The sequence below is a fragment of the uncultured Jannaschia sp. genome (genome assembly GCF_947494025.1).
Classification (GTDB): Bacteria; Pseudomonadota; Alphaproteobacteria; order Rhodobacterales; family Rhodobacteraceae; genus Jannaschia.
Genome location: NZ_CANLTQ010000001.1, coordinates 280,781 through 300,007, shown reverse-complemented (window position 1 = coordinate 300,007; position 19,227 = coordinate 280,781). Strand labels below are relative to the sequence as shown.

The window sequence follows — 19,227 nt, the reverse complement described above, 5'->3', positions numbered from 1 at the left end:
CGATGTTCACGCTACATGACGTGCTCGACCGGGTCGGGATCGCGCAAATGGATGCGAATGTCATGCTGCATTCGCCGAACCACGGCAATCTCGAGCAGGTTCTGCCGTCCCTCGTGAAGACGCGGCGCCGGGCCATGGAGGTCTTTCAGTCCCTGCACAGCCTGGGTGCGGAATCCGCTCTGAAACGCGGAAGGCCATGGGTCCTGTCCTTCGTCAAGATCGGGCAGGACATCCCTTCGTCCCACAGTCGGATGCTTTCCGTCGGCGCCTACCGGACTCAGGGCTTCCGGCATCGTCCGAAGGAAGAGATCCTCGCGGATCCCGAGATCGTCTTTCTGCGAGAAACGTTCGGCTACCTGAATGAGCTCGAGACCTCCGCCGAGCTTCAGAAGCGCGTCTGGTTCGACCTGCCTCTGGACGACAGGTTGGCTGAGCTTCGGGGACGCCTCGTCGTGTCGGTACGTTTGACGCCGAACGACGTGCGTCGGGCGGAGAACCTGGAAGCGGCGATCCGTGCCATTCACGAAAGCTCGGTCTTCGATGCCGATCCGCCGCACTGGCGCGAATGGGTTCTGCCCACGGCGCAACTGCGCGCCATTCCGCCCGGCTGGGCTTCGAGGCTTCGGGAATGGCGCGGCATCTACCTGATCACCTGCCGTGACGACGGCGCACGCTATGTCGGCTCGGCCTACGGGGAAGCGAACCTCCTCGGACGGTGGCGGGCGCATGTCGCGCGGAATGTGGGCGTGACGGCGAAGCTGGCGGCGCGCGATCCCGCGACCTTCGAGTTCTCGATCCTCGAACGTGTTTCGCCCGACATGCCGGTGGAAGCGATCACGAAGCTGGAGCACGGCTGGATGCAGCGCCTCCATACGCGCACGCATGGATTGAACTCATGATGGACCGCGATCCGATGCTCGATGCCGACGCGCCCGACGAGATCTCCGACGACCGGGCGCTGCGGCCGCAGCGGCTCGACGAGTTCATCGGGCAGGCGGAGGCGCGTGCGAATCTGGGGGTGTTCATCGAGAGCGCGCGGCGGCGGGGCGAGGCGATGGATCACGTCCTGTTCCACGGGCCCCCCGGACTGGGCAAGACGACGCTGGCGCAAATCATGGCGCGCGAGCTGGGCGTGGGGTTCCGCATGACCTCCGGGCCGGTGCTCGCGAAGGCCGGCGACCTCGCCGCGATCCTGACCAATCTCGAGCCGCGCGACGTGCTCTTCATCGACGAGATTCACCGCCTGAACCCCGTGGTGGAGGAAGTGCTCTATCCCGCGCTCGAGGATTTCGCGCTTGACCTCGTGATCGGGGAGGGGCCGTCGGCGCGAACGGTGCGGATCGACCTGCAGCCGTTCACGCTGGTGGGGGCGACCACGCGGCTCGGGCTGCTCACGACGCCGTTGCGCGACCGGTTCGGCATTCCCACCCGGCTCGAGTTCTACACGGTGCCGGAGCTGCATCAGATCGTCACGCGGGGCGCCCGCCTGCTCGGCGCGCCCGCCACGGAGGACGGCGCGCAGGAGATCGCAGAGCGCGCGCGGGGTACGCCGCGGATCGCCGGGCGCCTCCTGCGCCGGGTGGTAGATTTCGCGGTGGTCGAGGGGGACGGGACCGTCACGCGGGAGATCGCGGACAGCTCGCTCACCCGGCTCGGCGTGGACCGTCTGGGCCTCGACGGGGCGGACCGGCGCTACCTGCGGCTCATCGCGGAAAATTACGGCGGCGGGCCGGTCGGGGTCGAGACCATCTCCGCCGCCCTGTCGGAAAGCCGCGACGCGGTGGAGGAGGTGATCGAGCCCTTCCTGCTGCAGCAGGGCTTGATCGCGCGCACGCCCCGGGGCCGCGCGCTCGGCCACAAGGGCTGGACGCATCTGGGGCTGGCGGCGCCGCCGCGGGCGCCGGACCTGTTCTCCTGACGCGCGGCGGTCGCGCCCGGACGGTGCGCGTCCGCGCAGGCCCGTCGCAGGGCGCGGCCTTTCCCCTGCCGTCGGTGAGGCGTAGGGGATCCCGGCAATGCGGGACCTCCGATGATAAAGCTCGATATCCTGTCCGACCCGATCTGCCCCTGGTGCTATATCGGCAAGGCGCACCTGTTCAAAACGCTCGCGCGGCGGCCGGACCATCCGTTCGCGCTCGAATGGCATCCCTACCAGCTGAACTTCGACATGCCGAAGGGCGGCATGGACCGCCGCGCCTATCTGGAGGCGAAGTTCGGCGGGCGCGAGGGGGCCGCCAGGGCCTACGCGCCGGTACTGGAAGCGGCGGAGGCGGCGGGGCTCTCCATCGACTTCGCAGCCATCGAGCGGGTGCCGAACACGCTCGACGCCCATCGCCTGATCCATTGGGCGGGGCTTGAGAACAAGCAGACGCCGGTCGTGCAGGCCCTGTTCGAGGCGTATTTCGAGCAGGGTCGCGACATCGGCGACACGGCGGTTCTTACCGGGATCGGCGCCGGGTGCGGGCTGGACGCGGACATGACGGCCCGCCTGTTTGCCTCCGACGCGGACCGGGAGGATATCCGGACGCGGGACACCCATGCGCGCGAGCGGGGCGTGACCGGCGTGCCGACCTTCGTGATCGGGGAGCAGCATGTCGTGCCCGGCGCGCAGCCGCCGGAGCTGTGGGCGCAGGTGATCGACGAGCTGCTGGCGGCCTCCGGAGGGGAGGGGCGATGAGCGCGCCCCCCGACGCGCCCGTGCGGGCGGTGGCGCCGGAGCGGGCGCGCGCGCTCTCGGAGGTCGAGTTCATCGCCCTGATGGCGATGCTGGTGGCGACCATCGCCTTTTCCATCGATTCCATGCTGCCCGCCCTGCCGGAGATCGGGCGGCAATTGTCGCCCGGAAGCGCCAATGCGGCGCAGCTCGTGATCGTGGCCTTTGTGTTCGGCATGGGGCTCGGTACGCTGTTCGTGGGGCCGATGTCCGACGCGCTCGGGCGCAAGAACGTGATGCTGGGCGGGGCGATCCTCTACTGCGTGGGCGCGCTCGCCGCCTCCGTCGCGCCGAGCCTCGAGACGCTGCTGCTCGCCCGCGTCGTGCAGGGGCTTGGCGCCAGCGGACCGCGAGTGGCCGCGCAGGCGATGATCCGCGACCTTTATGCCGGGCGCGGGATGGCGCGGATCTCGAGCTTCGTGATGATGACCTTCACGCTCGTCCCGGCCTTCGCGCCCCTGATCGGGTCGCTCGTCATCGACGTGGCCGGCTGGCGCGGACTTTTCGCGGCGTTCGTGCTGTTTTCGGCTGTGACCTCGGCCTGGCTCGCGCTGCGCCAGCCGGAGACGCTGCCCCGCGCGATGCGCCGCCCGATGCGGCTGACGCCGCTGCGCCTGTCCTGCCGCGAGGTGCTGGCGCATCCGAACGTGCGGCGCTCGATCCTGATGCAGACGCTGATCTTCGGCGTCCTTTTCGGGACGATCACCTCGGTGCAGCAGGTCTACGACATCTCCTTCCACCGCGCGGAAAGCTTTCCGGTGTGGTTCTGCATCGTCGCGCTGATCTCCGGGGCCGCGTCCTTCGTGAACGCGCGTCTGGTGATGCGGCTCGGGATGTTGTGGCTCCTGCGGCGCGCGTTGACGGTGCATCTGGTCCTGTCGGTCGGGCTGCTGGCGGTCTGGATGCTGGACGTCCTGCCGGCGGATGCACTGTTCGCGGTCTTCCTGCTCTGGCAGATCGGCACCTTCGCCATGGCGGGTCTGACGATCGGCAACCTGAATGCCGTCGCGATGCAGCCGATGGGCCATATCGCGGGCATGGCGTCCTCGGTGATCGCCGCGGTGAGCACGGTGCTCGCTGTCGTGGTCGCCGCCGCGATCGGGCTGTCCTTCGACGGCACGCCGGTCCCGCTCGCGACCGGGGCGGTGATCTGCATCGCGCTGGCGCTCCTGCTCTCCCGCCGGTTGCAGGAGGAGCCGATGGATTCGCCCTCCGAGGGCCGGGCCCCGCACTGAGGTCTGCGTGACGAACGCATCCGGGTCCGGAGCCGTCACGGTCTGCACACGCGAGGCAGCGCCATTTCCGCCTGGATCGCCGTTAGGCCGGGCAGCCCAGACCGGCGGTCGCAGGACGTAAACGGGACAAGCGCGAAGCCGACGTTGCAACACGTTACCTGCTCGCCTGTGCCGGCGTCGATGAAGGTGCCGAGCCGGAGAAGCAGGATGGCGAGCAGGATCCCCTCAGGCGACCCGGCGTCGTGGTGGACGTATTTCCCGTAGCCCTCCTGGTTGGGATGGCATGGGGTCCACCGCGATCAGCGTGACCGGCCTCCAGATGGCGCGCGGCCGTCAGGCCGGGGTCCAGTTCCGCCAGCCGGCTCTCGTGACAAGGGCGCGGCCAGCCACGGCGTGGGAGGTGAGGACGATGAGCTCGGAGGCGTGCTCGATCACGTCCGCCTGACAGCCGCCGGCAAGCCTCCGGTGAGCGGGTGGACGATCCGCATCCCAAGCCCGGCCGGAAGCGCGCCGGCTCGAACGTAGAAGAACGGAAGGTTGAAGACGCGGTGTCGCTGCAGCGCGGGCTGCAATGATAGGCCGAACGGGGCGAGCGCGATGACGATGCGGACGACGTCGTGGCCTTCGATGGTCTCGGGTGTTTGCCGAACCCGGCACCTCCGCGCGGCGCGTCGCGCGAGACCGCCCGTCAGTTCTCGCCGCCCCCGCGCTTGGCCGCGCCGGCATGGACGGCGAGATCGCGGGCGAGCGAGAAGGCACCCTTGATGCGGTCGGCCTCGGCCGGGAAATCGCGCTTCAGGACAAGCTTGTCGCCCTTGATGGAGGCCGCGCCGCGCTCGGACTTGATGAAATCCACCAGCCCCTCGGGCCTGGCGAAGCGGTTGCCGTGGAACTCCACCGTCGCGCCCTTCTCGCCCACGTTCAGCCGCTCGATGCCCGCGGCCTTGCACATCGCCTTGATGCGGACGATCCGCAGCAGGACATTGACCTCGCGGGGGAGGGGGCCGAAGCGGTCGATGAGCTCGGCGGCGAAGCCCTCGAGTTCCACCTTCTTCTCGAGCCCCGCCAGGCGGCGGTAGAGGCCGAGCCGGAGGTCGAGGTCGGTGACGTAATCCTCGGGGATCAGGACCGGTACGCCGAGGTTGATCTGCGGCGACCAGTCGTCGCCGAGCGCGTCGGGCAGGTCTGCCGTGCCGGCCTTCAGCTTGCCGATCGTCTCCTCCAGCATCGACTGGTAGAGTTCCGGCCCGACCTCGCGCATCTGGCCGGATTGCTCCTCGCCGATGATGTTGCCGCCGCCGCGCAGGTCGAGATCCTGGCTGGCGATGTTGAACCCCGCCCCGAGCGCGTCGATGGACCCGAGCGCCTTCAACCGCCGCTCGGCGCTGGTGGTCAGCTTGGTGCGGGGCTTTGTCGTCAGGAACGCGTAGGCGCGTGTCTTGGAGCGGCCGACGCGGCCTCGGATCTGGTAGAGCTGGCTCAGGCCGAACATGTCGGCGCGCCAGATGACCATCGTGTTCGCGGTCGGGATGTCGATCCCAGACTCGATGATCGTCGTGGACAGGAGCACGTCGTACTTGCCGTCGTAGAAGGCGTTCATCCGGCTATCCAGATCGCCGGCGGCGAGCTGCCCGTGGGCGATGACGTAGGAAAGCTCCGGCAGCTGCTCGCGCAGGAAGGCCTCCATGTCGGGCAGGTCGGTGATGCGGGGCACCACGACGAAGGACTGCCCGCCCCGGTAATGCTCGCGGAGCAGCGCCTCGCGCACCTGCACGGTGTCGAACTCGGAGACGTAGGTGCGGATCGCCAGGCGGTCGACGGGCGGGGTGCCGATGATCGACAGGTCGCGCACGCCGGTGAGCGACATCTGCAACGTGCGGGGGATCGGCGTCGCCGAGAGCGTCAGGACGTGCACGTCGGAGCGCATCTCCTTCAGGCGCTCCTTGTGGCTCACGCCGAAATGCTGCTCCTCGTCGATGACCAGCAGGCCGAGCTCGGCGAAGCGCACGCCCTTGGCGAGAAGGGCGTGGGTGCCGATGGCGATGTCCACGGTGCCGTCGGCGATGCCCGCGCGGGTCTCGGCGGCCTGCTTGGCGGGCACGAAGCGCGACAACTGACGGACCACGATGGGCAGGCCGCGGAACCGGTCGGCGAAGGACTTGGCGTGCTGGCGGGCAAGAAGGGTGGTGGGCGCGACGACCGCCACCTGCTTGCCCGACGTGGCGGCGATGAAGGCGGCGCGCATCGCCACCTCGGTCTTGCCGAAGCCGACGTCGCCGACGACCAGCCGATCCATCGGATTGCCGGAGGCGAGGTCGGTCGCGACGTCCTCGATCGCCTGCATCTGATCGTCCGTCTCCTCGTAGGGGAAGCGGGCGGCGAAGGTCTCCCACATGTCGCGGGGCGGCTCGAGGATGGGGGCGCGGCGCAGCGCGCGCTCGGCCGCGATCCGCATCAGGCGCTCGGCGACCTGGCGGATGCGCTCCTTCAGGCGGGCCTTGCGGGCCTGCCACGCGCCGCCGCCGAGCTTGTCGAGCAGTCCCTCCTCCTGCCCGTAGCGCGACAGCAGCTCGACGTTCTCGACCGGCAGGAACAGCCGGTCGCCGCCGGCATATTCGAGCGCCAGGCATTCGTGCGGCGCGCCGGCGGCCGTGACCGTCTCGAACCCGGTGAAGCGGCCGACGCCGTGATCGACATGAACCACGAGGTCGCCCACCGACAGCGCCTGCGCCTCGGTCAGGAAGTTTTCGGCGCGGCGCTTCTTCTTCTTGCCGCGGATCAGCCGCTCGCCCAGCACGTCCTGCTCGGAGATGACGGTGAGCCGTGTCTTGCCGACCGGCCCCTCCCAGCCGCGGTCCAGCGCCCAGACGGCGAGCCCGACCTCGCCCTTCGCGATCTCGTCGAGGCGGCGGACGGCCTTCAGGCCGGTGACGCCCTGATCCTCGAGCAGGCCCTCGAGCCGCTCGCGCGCGCCGCCGGAATAGCTGGCGATCACCACGCCGCCGTCGCCGCGCTTGTCGGCGATATGGGCGGCCAGCGTCTCGAACAGGTTGACGTCCTCGAGCTGCCGCTCGGGCGCGAAGCTGCGGCCGATCCGCCCGCCGGCATCGATGACGCCCGGGCCGGGGGCGGTGGGCAGGGGCGACAGGTGCAGGACGCGGCGCCCCGCGAGCGCGGTCTCGAACGACGGCGGGTCGAGGTAGAGCGTTTCAGGGCGGGCGGGCTTGTAGACGCTGTCGACGCGACCCTTGGCCACCATCGCCTCGCGCCGGTTGTCGTACATGTCGGTGATCTGCGTCCACCGCTCGGCGTAATGCGCGAGCGAGGCCTCGTCGAAGAGGAAAGAGGCGCGGGGCAGGTAATCGGGCAGCGTTTCCAGCGTCTCGTGGAAGAAGGGCAGCCAGTGCTCCATGCCCTGCGCCTTCCGGCCGGCCGAGACCGCCTCGTAGAGCGGGTCGTCGGTGCCCGCCGCGCCGAACTCGATGCGGTAGGTCTGCCGGAAGCGTGTGATGGCCGGGCCGTCGAGGATGACCTCGGAGACGGGGGCAAGCTCGATCAGCTTGAGATGATCCGTCGTCCGCTGCGTGGCGGGATCGAACCGCCGCAGGCCGTCGAGCGTGTCGCCGAAAAGGTCGAGGCGGATCGGCTGCGGCTGGCCCGGCGGCCAGATGTCGATGATGCCGCCGCGGGGCGACCAGTCGCCGGGCTCCGTCACGGTGGGCGTCTGGGTGAAGCCCATGCGGACGAGGAAGTCGCGAAGCGCCTCCTCGTCGATGCGCTGATTCAGCCGGGCGGCGAAGCCCGTGCCCCTGAGCGTGGCGCGCGAGGGGATGCGCTGCGTGACGGAGGCGAGCGTCGTCAGGATCACGAAGGCGCCGTCGAGCCCGTGGGCCAGCGCGGTCAGCGTCGCCATCCGGGTCGCGGCGATCTCGGGCGCGGGCGAAAGACGGTCGTAGGGCAGGCAGTCCCAGGCGGGCACGCGCAGCACGGTGACGCCGGCCTGGTGCGCGCGAAGCGCGGCGGCCATCGCCTCCGCCCGCTTGTCGTCGCGCGCGACATGGACGACCGGCTGGCCCTTTTCGAGTTCCTTCAGGACGACATGCGCGTCGTAGCCCTCGGGCGCGCCGCCGACGCGGATGTGGCCCTGCGGCAAGGGGGAAGTGGCGTCCAGCATGGGGGATGCAGGTAACGACCAAGGTCGCGGTGTCAATGGCGCGGGTCGCGGCCCTCAGTATCCGAGGACGCTCACGTTCAGGTTCACCCACATCCCCCACATGGAGGTCACGAAGATCGACAGGATGCCGATCAGCTGGATCGTGCGCCGCGTGCGCCACAGAAGGTTGCCCAGATCGTTCACGTCCAGACCGGGCACGCGCCGCGCCGCGCGCAGCGTGATCCCGCCCACCAGCGTCATTGGGATCAGGAGGAGAAGCACGGCCTGCGCGAATTCCAGCCCGTAAAGAAACCCCGCCAGCGCCAGCGAGGTTATCGCGAAGCACAGGAGCGCCACGATGACGATGCCGGCACTGTCGGCGATGAAGGCGAGGCGGCGGGCATGGACGCGGGCAAGCGTCTTCATGTCGGCGAGCGCTTCCGTGTCGCCGGACGCGGCGCGGCGTACGAGGTCGAAGGGAACGCCCACGATCCAGTGCGAGGCGGTCGACCACAGCACCGCCAGCGCGATCCAGAACCACAGGTTCGAGAAGGACCGCAGGTCGATGGCCTCGAAGGCCAGTTCCAGAAATCGGAAATCCAACGCCCTCCGCCCCTCCCGATTGCTCCGTGCATGTCGCCCGCGCGAAGGCGGATTGGCAAGCATGCGCCGCTTGCGGGGGGCGGGCATCTGTCGCAAACGTGCATCATGTCCGCCGCCTTTCCCGCCTATCGTCCGCGCCGCCTGCGCCGAACGCCCGCGCTGCGCGCCCTGACGCGCGAGCATCGCCTTTCGACCGACGACCTGATCTGGCCGGTCTTCGTCTGCGACGGGGAGGGCGTCCGCCAGGAGGTGCCGTCGATGCCGGGCGTGATCCGCCGCTCGGTCGACCTGACGGCGGAGGCGGCCGCCGAGGCGCATGGCATGGGGATCCGGGCGATCTGCCTGTTCCCCTATACCGATCCGTCGCTGAAGACCGACGATTGCGCGGAGGCGTGGAACCCCGAGAACCTGTCGAACCGCGCGACGCGGGCGATCAAGCGGGCGGTGCCGGAGATCGCGGTGATGACCGACATCGCGCTCGACCCCTACAACGCGCTGGGTCACGACGGGATCGTGCGCGACGGCGCGATCGTCAACGACGAGAGCGTCGAGGCGCTGGTCCGCATGGCGATGGCGCAGGCCGAGGCGGGGGCAGACATCCTCGGGCCGTCGGACATGATGGACGGACGCATCGCCGCGATCCGCGGCGCGCTGGAGGCGGCGGGGCGGACCGACGTGACGATCATGTCCTACGCCGCCAAATACGCCTCGGCCTTCTACGGGCCGTTCCGCGACGCGGTCGGCGCGTCCGGCGCGCTCCGGGGCGACAAGAAGACCTACCAGCTCGACTTCGCGAATTCCGACGAGGGGCTGCGCTGCGTCGCGCGCGACCTCGGGGAGGGGGCGGACATGGTGATGGTCAAGCCCGGGATGCCGTATCTCGACCTTTGCCGCCGGGTGAAGGACGCTTTCGCCGTGCCGACCTATGCCTATCAGGTGTCCGGCGAATACGCGATGATCCGCGCGGCGGCCGGCAATGGCTGGATCGACGGCGAGCGGGCGATGATGGAAAGCCTGATGGCGTTCCGCCGGGCGGGCTGCGACGGGGTGCTGACCTATTTCGCGCCCGAGGCGGCGGCGCTGATCCGGGCGGGGTGGGAATAGCCGCCGGGTCCGGGGCGATCGCCGTTGCGCGGCGGGGCACGTCGCGACAGGAGGACGGCATGAGACCGCGATCCGATACGGCCCGCTTCGCCGCGCGGCTCCTCGTGCTCTGCGTGGTGGCGGGGCTTCTCCTGCCGCGCATGGGCGCCGCCCTCGCGGATGCGGCGGGGTTCCGTGCGGCCGTGATCTGCCGGGGCGACAGCATCGCGATCCTTCATGTCGGGTCGGACGGCGTGCCCGTGGAAACGGAGCTTTCCGATCACGGACCCTGCGCCGTGCCCGACCTCGTGCGCGGCAGGGCGGCCGTCGCGCCTGTCTGGCATCGCCTCGTTCCGGCCGAACGCCCGGCCATGCGGGCGGGCGCCACGCCGCGCGCCGCCCGCTGGCACGGCCCGCCGCCGAAGCGGGGGCCGCCCCGCCCCGTCTGATCCCCGCCGGGCGAAGCCCGGGCCGCTTTCACGACAGATCAGGACAAGACCATGAAACGCATCCTATTCCTTGCCGCCCTTCTGGGCGCACCCGCGTATGCGCAGGACGACGCGACCAGTTCCGTTGCCATAGCGCATCCCTTCGCCATCGAGACTGTGGGCAACGCGCCCGTCGGCGGCGGGTACATGACGATCAGGAATACCGGCCCGCGCGACGACCGGCTGCTCGCGGTCATCGTCGCGCCGGACGTGGCCGGCGACGCGCAACTGCACGAGATGGCGATGGAGGACGGCGTGATGCGGATGGGTCCGCTGGAGGGCGGCATACCGATTCCGGCCGGCGAAACGGTGACGCTGGCGCCCGGGGGGATGCACGTCATGTTCACGCAACTCGAAGTCGGGCTCAGGGCGGGAACGGAGATCCCCGCCACCCTGGTCTTCGAGGGAGCCGGGCCCGTGGAGATCGTCTTCGAGGTCGAGCCGCGGGGCGGCGCCGGCGGCCGCTCCGACCACTAGGCGGTGCGGGCCGGCGGATCGCCGGCCCGCATCCGTTCAGGCGCCGACGCCGATCGGGCAGGTGACGCCGGTACCGCCGACCCCGCAATAGCCCGCCGGATTCTTCGACAGGTATTGCTGGTGGTAGTCCTCGGCGTGGTAGAAGGCCGGGGCGTCGACGATCTCGGTGGTGATCTCGCCGTAGCCAGCCCCCTTCAGGCGCGTCTGGAACGCGTCGCGGCTGGCTTCCGCGGCGGTCTTCTGCCCGGCTGTGTAGGTATAGATGCCGGAGCGGTACTGCGTGCCCATGTCGTTGCCCTGGCGCATGCCCTGCGTCGGGTCGTGGCCTTCCCAGAAGGTGCGCAGCAGATCCTCGTAGCTGATCCGCTCGGGATCGTAGATCACGCGCACGACCTCGTTGTGGCCGGTCCGGCCTGAGCAGACCTCGTCGTAGGTGGCGTTCGGCGTGTAGCCGCCGGCATAGCCCACGAGAGTCATATGCACGCCGGGCAGCTTCCAGAACATGCGCTCCACGCCCCAGAAGCAGCCCATGCCGAACATCGCCTCGGCCATACCGTCCGGCACGTCGTTCGAAAGCGGCGTGCCGTAGACATGGTGGGTCTTTGCGGTCGGGAGCGGGGCGTCGCGGCCGGGCAGGGCGTCGTCGCGGGCGACCATCTCGGATTTCTTGCGCAGCAGGTTGAACATCGGCTCTCTCCTTGTCGGCCCTGAATATAGGTTCCGGCGGCGCGTCTTACAGGGGGCACGGGACGGCCCGTGCGGGGCCGGGCGGCTTCGATTGCGCCGGGTCGCCCGCCCGGACGGCTCAACTCGCCAGCACGTTGCGGAACTGCCAGGGATCGCTTTCGTCGATATCCTCGGGGAAGTGCTGCCAGCGGTCCTGGAGCGGGGTCCAGTCGGTGTAATGCGCCTCGACGGGCCCGAGATAGGGGGTCTGGATTTCGAGGCAGCGCGCGTGGTTCATTTCGTCGGTCTCGACGATGCCCGCCTCCGGGTTCTCGAGCGCCCAGACCATGCCCGCCAGCACGGCGGAGGTGACCTGAAGCCCGGTCGCGTTCTGGTCGGGGGCAAGGCGCTTCGTTTCCTCGTTCGACAGGCGCGAGCCGTACCAGAGGGCGTTCTTCGCGTGACCGAAGAGAAGCACGCCCAGCTCGTCCACGCCCTCCACGATCTCGTCCTCGGTCAGGATGTGGTGGTCGGCCTGCGTCACGCCGGCGCCGAACATCTCGTGCAGCGACAGGACGGCATCGTCGCAGGGGTGGTAGGCGTAGTGGCAGGTCGGGCGGAACTCCGGTCCCGGACCTTCCCCGACCGTGTAGTAATCGGCGATGGAGATCGCCTCGTTGTGGGTCACGAGATAGCCGAATTGCGGCCCCGGCGTCGGACACCAGCTATGGACGCGGGTGATCGCGCCGGGCCGGTTCAGCCAGATCGCCGACTGGCAGCCGGAGCCGTGGCGGCGGGCGTTCTCCGGGAACCAGGTCTCGTGCGTGCCCCAGCCGAGCTCGGCGGGCTGGAACCCCTCGGCGATGAAGCCCTCGACCGACCAGGTGTTGACGAAGACGTCGCGGGGACGCGGAAGGCGGCGCGCCTGCGTGTCGCGCTCGGCGATGTGGACGCCCTTGACGTCGAGCGACTGCATGAGCCGGGCCCAGCCCTCGCGGGAGGCGGGCGCGGTCGCGTCGGCGCCGGTATCCTCCGCCAGCCGCAGAAGCGCGGCCTTCACGAACCACGACACCATGCCGGGATTGGCACCGCAGCAGGAGACGGCGGTGGTGCCGCCCGGGTTCCAGGCCTTCTCGTCGCGCACGGCCTGACGCAGCGCGTAGTTCGTGCGGGCGGCGTTGTCGTCGGTGTCGAAATAGAACCCCGCCCAGGGTTCGATCACGGTGTCGATATAAGGCACGCGGAGTTCGCGGCAGTACCGCATCAGGTCGAGCGAGGACGTGTCGACCGAGAGGTTGACGCAGAAGCCCCGTCCGGGGGTCAGAAGCTCGCCCAGAACCTCGCGGTAATTGTCGGGCGTCAGCGCGACCTGCCGGTGGGCGATGCCGCGGTCGTCGAGATGGGCGGAAGCGCGGTCGGAGGGGTCGATCACGGTGAGTTGCGCCGGGTCGTAGTGGAAATGCCGCTCGATGAGCGGCAACGTGCCACGGCCGATCGAGCCGAACCCGATCATGACGATGGCGCCGTCGATCCGGGCGTGGATGGGGTGGGTCATCGGCAAGTCCTTTCGTTTCGGCGCCTTGTAGTGGCGTGGGCGTCGTGTCTCCAGTATCGTTCCGACCGGAACGGGCGGGGCCCGCCGCAATCGCCGGGTGTTTGTCCGGGTCGGCCGCTCTGCGGGGGGATTGACGGCGCGGCGCGCGCAGCCACCCTTAGGGCATCGCGGGCTCCGTGAACAATCGCGGCGGTGTCGAGGGTCGGGGGAGACGGATGGGCAAGGCGGTCGGAGATCGGATTCGGGGAGGCGGCGGCGTGCCCTCGACCTCCTCCGATCTGCCCTACGATCCGGGGCATTGGGAGCAGCGTCTCGAGAAGGCGCGGGCCGAACGCGCCGAGGTGCTTCGTCGCCGCCGGAAGGAGGCGGGAGACGAGGAAGCGCCCGCCCCGGGCGAACCCGCGCCCGAAGCCGAACGGCCCGATCCCGTCGCGCGCGTCCTGCGTGCGCCGACGGGGACGCGGCCGGTGCCGGCACCGCCGCCGCCCGTCGTCGATCCGGCCGAGCGTCCGGTGCGCGCGACCGAGCGGCGCTGGAAGGTCATCGCCTTCGGTTGCCTCGGGCTCGCGCTTCTTTGCATCGGCATCGCCATCGGCGCGATCATGGCGGGCCGGCTCGAACCGGTGGCGGAGGCGCCTGCGACTCGGACGATCACGGTGGAGACGGGGCCTGTACCCTCTGCCGATCCCGTCGCCGCAGCTTCGGTCGAGCCCCCGTCGCCGAGCGTCGCGGACCCGTTGGCCGAGGCGGCTCTTGCCCGGCCCGCCGAGCCCGAACCGGAGGAGGGGGTGGCCTCCGCGCCCGAACCGGCGGACGCCGATCCGGCGGCGTCGTCCGAGTTGCAGGCGGACGTGGTCGAGGACGCGACCGCACCGTCTCCGGATTCGGCGGACGAGGACGCAGCGGGCATCGAGATCGTCGTCGAGCCGGAGGCCGGGCCGGAAGCGCAGAGGGCGACGGACGGGACCGCGACGATCGTTGCGGAGGAGGTTGCGCCCGGGGCGGATGTCGCCGCGATGGACGCCGGAATCGACGCCTTGGAGGAGGCGGCGCGGTCGGGCCTGAGGCTGGTCGTGCACGCCCCGCCCAGCGTCGGGACCGAGGGCCGGAACGCCGTCTCGGATGCGCTGCAATCCGCGGACCTTCCGGTCGCCGATCCGATCACGGTGAACCTCACGATCAGCGAGACTCATCTTCGCTTCTATCACGAAGAGGATCGCGCCGCGGCGCAGGCGATCGCCGGACTTCTCGACATTCGGGCGCGGGACTTCACGAGCTACCGGCCGACTCCGCAGGACCGAATCGTCGAGATCTGGATGGAGGGGCGGGGGACGCGCGGCGGACGCCGCACCGCGCAGCCGTCGGGCCGGGCGCCGCAACTGCCCGAGCTCGTCGACCGGATCTCCCGGATACTGCGCGACCGCCTGCAATAGGCGCCGCATGCAAGAAGGGCCGCCCCGGCGGGACGGCCCTCCGCTGTCACGAGATCGCGCGGATCAGTTCTGCGCGTAATATTCGATGACGAGGTTCGGCTCCATCACCACCGCATAGGGCACGTCCGAAAGACCGGGCGTCCGCACGAAGGTGGCGGTCATCTTGGAATGGTCCGCCTCAAGGTAGTCCGGCACGTCGCGCTCCGCCAGGCCAACGGATTCGAGCACGACCGCGAGCTGCTTGGACTTGTCGCGGACGGCGATCACGTCGCCCTCCTTGACGCTGTAGGAGGGAATGTTCACGCGCTGACCGTTCACGGTGACGTGGCCGTGGTTCACGAACTGGCGGGCGGCGAAGATGGTCGCCACGAACTTGGCGCGATAGACCACCGCATCGAGGCGCCGCTCCAGCAGGCCGATGAGCTGCTCGCCCGTATCGCCGCGCTGACGCTCGGCCTCGGCGAAGATGCGGCGGAACTGCTTTTCGGTCAGGTCGCCGTAATGGCCCTTCAGCTTCTGCTTGGCGCGAAGTTGAAGGCCGAAGTCGGACATCTTGCCCTTGCGGCGCTGGCCGTGCTGGCCGGGGCCGTATTCGCGGCGGTTGACCGGGCTCTTCGCGCGGCCCCAGATATTTTCGCCCATGCGGCGGTCGAGCTTGTACTTGGCAGAGGTGCGTTTGGTCACCGTCTGATCTCCTTCGTCGGAACCCCTCGCGGGGCGGGAAGGGCGTTGTCCTCTGACATGCGAACATGTCCGACAGGCATCCCCTCGCGGGGGCCACCAACACCAATGGAAGCCGCCCATTATGCGGCGGATCGGATGCTGTCAACCGGACAGCAGGATGCAACGCGGGCCGACGGGCGGACAGGTCGAAGCCGTCCGCCCGGGCCTGTAGATAGATGATGCAACGACGCCATGACCCGCATGCCGAAGGCACCCCTGCCTCTGGGTTACCGTCTGTTATTATTTCGTATTTCCGGTCACTGCCCGACCGTTGAGATTTGATAGCCCATCGCCGATTCATGCGTCAAATAGTGATTCGTCGTTACTTCGGGTAATCCCCGATGCGACCGGCTGCCGCGGACGTGACGGCGAGCGCGTCGGTCCGGAACCCGTTGAATTCGAGGACGGCGAGCGCGGCCCGCCAACGGTCTTCCGCAACGTAAGGTTGTCGGTCGAGAATGCGCGCGATTCCGCCGTCGGGGCTCGCCAGGATCGCGGTGCGGCCGTCGGCGTCGATCCAAAGCACCCAGAGTTCCGTTCCGTCCGACAAAGCGAGGCGGCCCGGCCCGACAAGCCGCGCGACCCGGCGCCGGCGACCGTCGACGCAGGTTTCGGCGAGACGGAGGCGATGGCCGGCCATGCCCGCGTCCAGCAGGGGGCAGGCGACGGCGCCTTCGAGCCGCGCGATCTCGTGCCAGCGTCCGGCGAAGCGGGCAGCGTCGAAATCCGCTTTGGAAGCGATGGTGACGGCGGGATCGCGGAACGTCTGCACCGGCGTTGACGGGGTGCAGGCGGTCAGCGCGACCAGAAGAACGAGGGCGCGCATGCTCAGCGCGGCATCGGGATCTCGACCATCGGCAGACCGGCAAGGATGGCGCGGGCGCCCTTGTCCATCAGAGCGGCCAGCGCGCGGTCGCGCGAGCGCAGCCCGCCGGTATAGGTGCCGTAGGCGGGCAGGATCAGCCGCCGGTCGTCGCGCAGGAAGCAGGGCCGCGAGATCGCCCGGCCGCGGATGCGGAGCGACGCCTTCGGGTGATAGTGGCCCGAGACCTCGAAAGTGCCGTCGTCGGTCGCGATGTGCCGGAAGGTCATCGGCCCGCAAGCCACCCCCTCCGCCGCATGGCCGCCCAGCCCCGTAGGTCCCGGGTCATGGTTGCCCGTGACCCAGGTCCAGTCGCGCCCGGCGACGAGGCGGTCGAGCCAGTCGCGGAAGGCGGGGGCCAGCCCATCGGCCGCGGCCATGTCGTCGAAGCTGTCGCCGAGCGAGATCACGGCGGCGGGGTCGGTTTCGTGGATGTCCGCCTCGAGCCGGGTCAGCGTATCCACCACCTCGTAGGGCGGCAGGAGCGCGCCACCGTGGCGCGCGATCCGCTCGGACTTGCCCAGATGCAGGTCGCTCACCACCAGAAGACGCGCGGCCGGCCAGTGCAGCGCGCCGGAGGGGCGTGCGATCAGCCGTTCGCCGGCGAAGGTGAAGGTATGGCCGTTCCCCATGTGTTCGGGGTGGATCACGAGGGCCGGTCGGGCGCAAGAGGCCGGACGCTCAGTCCGGCGCGAGCCCCGCCTCCGCGAGCAACCTGGCGGCCTCCTCCTCGATCAGGCGGGACTCGGCGCGGCCCTTGATCGGGACGATGCCGCGCTCGAGGAAGAGCGGCGCGGCGAGGGGGGTGACGCGGTCGAGGTCGATCTGGTCGATGCGGTCGCCCACCGTCTCGAGCAGAAGCTCCACCCGCCCGAAGTCGATGTGGCCGCGCATCGCCTCCTCCTCGGTGATCTTCAGCATCAGATGCTCCGGGTCGTAGCGGTGGAGCGTGTCGTAAAGGATGTCCGAGGAGAAGGTCGCCTGCTTGCCCGAGGATCGCTTGCCCGGGAAGTTCCGGTCGATCAGCCCGGCGACGATGGCGGCGTTGCGGAAGGTGCGCTTCATCACCGCGTTGCCCCGGAGCCAGGATTCGAGCGCGTCCCGCACCCCCTCGTGATGCATGAAGCGGGCCACGTCGGGAACCGGCCGCAACCCGGAGATCAGGGCGGCGTAGTCCGAGCAGACGAAGGAGAGCGGCTCCAGCCCCGCCTCCTCCATTCCCTTGGTGATGAGCAATGCGAGCGTCTGGTGCGCGTTTCGCCCCGCGAAGCCGTAGAGGCAGACATGGTGGCGGCCGTCGCGCGGGAAGGTCTCGATCAAAAGGCGGCCGGGCTCGGGCATGCGCGAGTCGCGGCGCTGCAGGTCGAGCCAGTCGCGGGTATGGGCGGGAAAGGCGGAATAGTCGCCCTCGTGCAGGATGCGTTGAATGCGCTCGGCCAGCTGCACCGAGGTCGTCCACTTGTAGCCGATATAGGTGGCGATCCGCGGCTCCTTCTCGGGCCGGGGGGAGACCTCGACGATCATCTCGCGCATGGTCTCGAAGCGTACGACCTGGCCGCCCATCAGGAACGTGTCGCCGGCGGAGAGCGTGTTCGCGAACCCCTCCTCGATCTCGCCCAGGGGCATGCCGCCCCGGCCCTTCATGCGGACCTTCAGGTTGTCGGTGTCGATGATCGTGCCGATGTTCATGCGGATCTGGCGCGCCGCGCGCGGGTCGCGCAGGCCCCACAGGCCGGGCGCGCGTTCCTTCAGCCGCTGGTAACGGTCGTAGGCGCGCAGCGCGTAGCCGCCCGTGGCGACGAAATCGAGGCATTCTTCGAAGGCCGCGCGGGACAGCGCGGCGAAAGGCCCGACGGACCGCACCTCCGCGAAAAGCGTGTCGGCCTCGAAATCTCCGGCGCAGGCGACGATGGCGATGTGCTGGCAGAGCACGTCGCGCGGCCCGTCGAGCCGCAGGTCGCCGTCGAGGTCGCCCTCGCGCACCGCCTGGAGCGCGGCCACGCATTCCACCACCTCGAAGCGGTTGGCGGGGACGAGGCGGGCCTTGGATGGCGCGTTGTAACGGTGGTTGGCGCGGCCGATCCGCTGAACGAGGTTCTTGACCTTCTTCGGCGCACCGATCTGAATCACGAGGTCGACGTCGCCCCAGTCGATCCCCAGGTCGAGGCTGCCGGTCGCGACGATGGCCTTCAGCTCGCCCCGGACCATCGCCGCCTCCACCCGCTGCCGCGCCTCCTTGGAAAGCGCCCCGTGATGGATGCCGATGGGCAGGTCGTCCTCGTTGGCGAGCCAAAGGTTGTGAAAGAAGATTTCCGCCTGCGCGCGGGTATTGTGGAAGACGAGCGTGGTGGTGTGGCGCGCGATCTCGCGGAGCACGTCCGGGATGGCGTAGCGGCCCCCGGATCCGGCCCAGGGCGGCGCCTCCGTCGTGGGCAGAATGTCGATGTCGGGGGCGGGGCCCGGATCGGCATGCAGGATCGGGCAGGGATCGGGATGACGCGCAAGGTAATGCGCGATCACGCCCGGGTCGTCCACCGTGGCCGAGAGGCCCACGCGCCGCAGGCCGGGCGCGATCGTCTGGAGGCGCGACAGCGCGAGCATCAGCTGGTCGCCGCGCTTGTTCTCGGCGAGCGCGTGGATCTCGTCCACGACGATGCGCTTCAACCCGGCGAAGGTGCGGTGCGCGTCCGGATAGCTGATCATCAGCGCCAGCGATTCCGGCGTCGTCAGCAGGATGTGCGGCGGGTCGGCGCGTTGCCGCTTGCGGACGGTCTGCGAGGTGTCGCCGGTCCGGTCCTCGACCCGGATGGGCAGGTTCGCCTCCTCGATTGGGGTGCGGAGGTTGCGTTTGATGTCGTTGGCGAGTGCCTTGAGCGGGCTGACATAAAGCGTGTGCAGGCCCTCGTGTCCGCTCTCGGCGAGCTCCGTCAGGGTCGGCAGGAACCCGGCCAGCGTCTTGCCGCCGCCCGTGGGCGCGATGAGCAGGAGCGAGGGCGCGTCGGCGCGCGCCAGCATCTCCCGCTGGTGGGGGTGCAGCACCCAATGGCGGCGCGCGAAGAAATCGGCGAGCGGGGCAGGCAGGTCCGGGGGGGCGGGAGCGTCCATCGGGTCTAGCCTAGCGCCGCCGCCGGGTGGGGGAAGGCCTCGGCGACGGGTCCGTTCGGCGCGGAGGACGTCGGCAAGGCGCGCGAGGGTCAGCGCTTCGAGGCTGCGCGGCGGTGCGGGGGCGGACAGGC

At 69.7% G+C, this 19,227-nt stretch carries 16 protein-coding genes; 8 read left to right on the top strand and 8 right to left on the bottom strand.

Translation table 11 applies throughout. The annotated features are described in order from the left end of the window. The first annotated feature begins 2 nt into the window (after window positions 1-2). From Q1B08_RS01515 to Q1B08_RS01500, 4 genes are all read left to right on the top strand, one after another. On the top strand, window positions 3-899 hold the full coding sequence (locus Q1B08_RS01515; protein WP_299813651.1) for a GIY-YIG nuclease family protein: 897 nt from the start codon (window positions 3-5) through the stop codon (window positions 897-899). Further along, window positions 896-1,918, top strand: a complete 1,023-nt coding sequence (gene ruvB, locus Q1B08_RS01510; RefSeq protein WP_299813648.1) for a Holliday junction branch migration DNA helicase RuvB — start codon at window positions 896-898, stop codon at window positions 1,916-1,918. The genes Q1B08_RS01515 and ruvB overlap by 4 nt, the downstream gene beginning before the upstream one ends. Window positions 1,919-2,029: 111 nt before the next feature. After that, entirely contained in the window at window positions 2,030-2,677 is a 648-nt protein-coding gene (locus Q1B08_RS01505; RefSeq protein ID WP_299813645.1) for a DsbA family oxidoreductase, read from the top strand. Further along, entirely contained in the window at window positions 2,674-3,948 is a 1,275-nt protein-coding gene (locus Q1B08_RS01500) for a multidrug effflux MFS transporter (RefSeq protein ID WP_299813642.1), read from the top strand. Before Q1B08_RS01505 ends, Q1B08_RS01500 begins: the two co-directional genes overlap by 4 nt. 688 nt (window positions 3,949-4,636) lie before the next feature. Here Q1B08_RS01500 and mfd read toward each other — a convergent pair. Together mfd and Q1B08_RS01490 are read right to left on the bottom strand one after the other, a co-directional pair. Further along, complete coding sequence (mfd, locus tag Q1B08_RS01495) at window positions 4,637-8,122, bottom strand: transcription-repair coupling factor (RefSeq protein ID WP_299813639.1); 3,486 nt, start codon at window positions 8,120-8,122, stop codon at window positions 4,637-4,639. Window positions 8,123-8,176: 54 nt separating this feature from the next. Further along, window positions 8,177-8,704 carry a component of SufBCD complex gene (locus Q1B08_RS01490; protein ID WP_299813637.1) on the bottom strand — a complete coding sequence of 176 codons (528 nt, stop codon included), beginning with the start codon at window positions 8,702-8,704 and terminating at the stop codon, window positions 8,177-8,179. A 105-nt stretch (window positions 8,705-8,809) separates the two neighbouring features. Between Q1B08_RS01490 and hemB the strand changes: the two genes are divergently transcribed. From hemB to Q1B08_RS01475, 3 genes are read left to right on the top strand one after another with little or no spacing between them, the layout of a single operon-like run. Continuing rightward, the gene (gene hemB / locus Q1B08_RS01485) at window positions 8,810-9,808 is read left to right on the top strand and encodes a porphobilinogen synthase (protein ID WP_299813634.1); all 999 of its coding nucleotides are present in this window, start codon (window positions 8,810-8,812) and stop codon (window positions 9,806-9,808) included. A gap of 59 nt (window positions 9,809-9,867) precedes the next feature. Next, on the top strand, window positions 9,868-10,236 hold the full coding sequence (locus Q1B08_RS01480; RefSeq protein WP_299813631.1) for a hypothetical protein: 369 nt from the start codon (window positions 9,868-9,870) through the stop codon (window positions 10,234-10,236). A gap of 51 nt (window positions 10,237-10,287) precedes the next feature. Then, on the top strand, window positions 10,288-10,752 hold the full coding sequence (locus Q1B08_RS01475) for a copper chaperone PCu(A)C (protein WP_299813629.1): 465 nt from the start codon (window positions 10,288-10,290) through the stop codon (window positions 10,750-10,752). Window positions 10,753-10,788: 36 nt separating this feature from the next. Here the strand turns inward: Q1B08_RS01475 and msrA are convergent, their stop codons facing one another. Continuing rightward, window positions 10,789-11,439, bottom strand: a complete 651-nt coding sequence (gene msrA, locus Q1B08_RS01470; protein ID WP_299813626.1) for a peptide-methionine (S)-S-oxide reductase MsrA — start codon at window positions 11,437-11,439, stop codon at window positions 10,789-10,791. Between the two features lie 118 nt (window positions 11,440-11,557). Beyond that, window positions 11,558-12,979: a saccharopine dehydrogenase NADP-binding domain-containing protein gene (locus Q1B08_RS01465; protein ID WP_299813623.1), complete on the bottom strand. Its 1,422-nt coding sequence runs from the start codon at window positions 12,977-12,979 to the stop codon at window positions 11,558-11,560. 251 nt (window positions 12,980-13,230) lie between these two features. Between Q1B08_RS01465 and Q1B08_RS01460 the strand changes: the two genes are divergently transcribed. After that, window positions 13,231-14,406 (top strand): hypothetical protein, encoded by a 1,176-nt coding sequence (locus tag Q1B08_RS01460; protein WP_299813620.1) that lies wholly within the window; start codon window positions 13,231-13,233, stop codon window positions 14,404-14,406. Window positions 14,407-14,469: 63 nt separating this feature from the next. On the opposite strand, the gene rpsD is transcribed toward Q1B08_RS01460, so the two are convergent. The 4 genes from rpsD to Q1B08_RS01440 all read right to left on the bottom strand — a co-directional run bounded on the left by rpsD (window position 14,470) and on the right by Q1B08_RS01440 (window position 19,096). Beyond that, complete coding sequence (gene rpsD / locus Q1B08_RS01455) at window positions 14,470-15,090, bottom strand: 30S ribosomal protein S4 (protein WP_299813616.1); 621 nt, start codon at window positions 15,088-15,090, stop codon at window positions 14,470-14,472. Between the two features lie 361 nt (window positions 15,091-15,451). Next, window positions 15,452-15,955, bottom strand: coding sequence for a lipocalin family protein (locus tag Q1B08_RS01450; RefSeq protein WP_299813613.1), 504 nt, complete (start codon window positions 15,953-15,955; stop codon window positions 15,452-15,454). A 2-nt stretch (window positions 15,956-15,957) separates the two neighbouring features. Beyond that, window positions 15,958-16,623: a ligase-associated DNA damage response endonuclease PdeM gene (gene pdeM, locus Q1B08_RS01445; RefSeq protein ID WP_299814864.1), complete on the bottom strand. Its 666-nt coding sequence runs from the start codon at window positions 16,621-16,623 to the stop codon at window positions 15,958-15,960. A gap of 49 nt (window positions 16,624-16,672) precedes the next feature. After that, window positions 16,673-19,096, bottom strand: a complete 2,424-nt coding sequence (locus tag Q1B08_RS01440) for a ligase-associated DNA damage response DEXH box helicase (RefSeq protein WP_299813610.1) — start codon at window positions 19,094-19,096, stop codon at window positions 16,673-16,675. Window positions 19,097-19,227 lie beyond the last annotated feature (131 nt).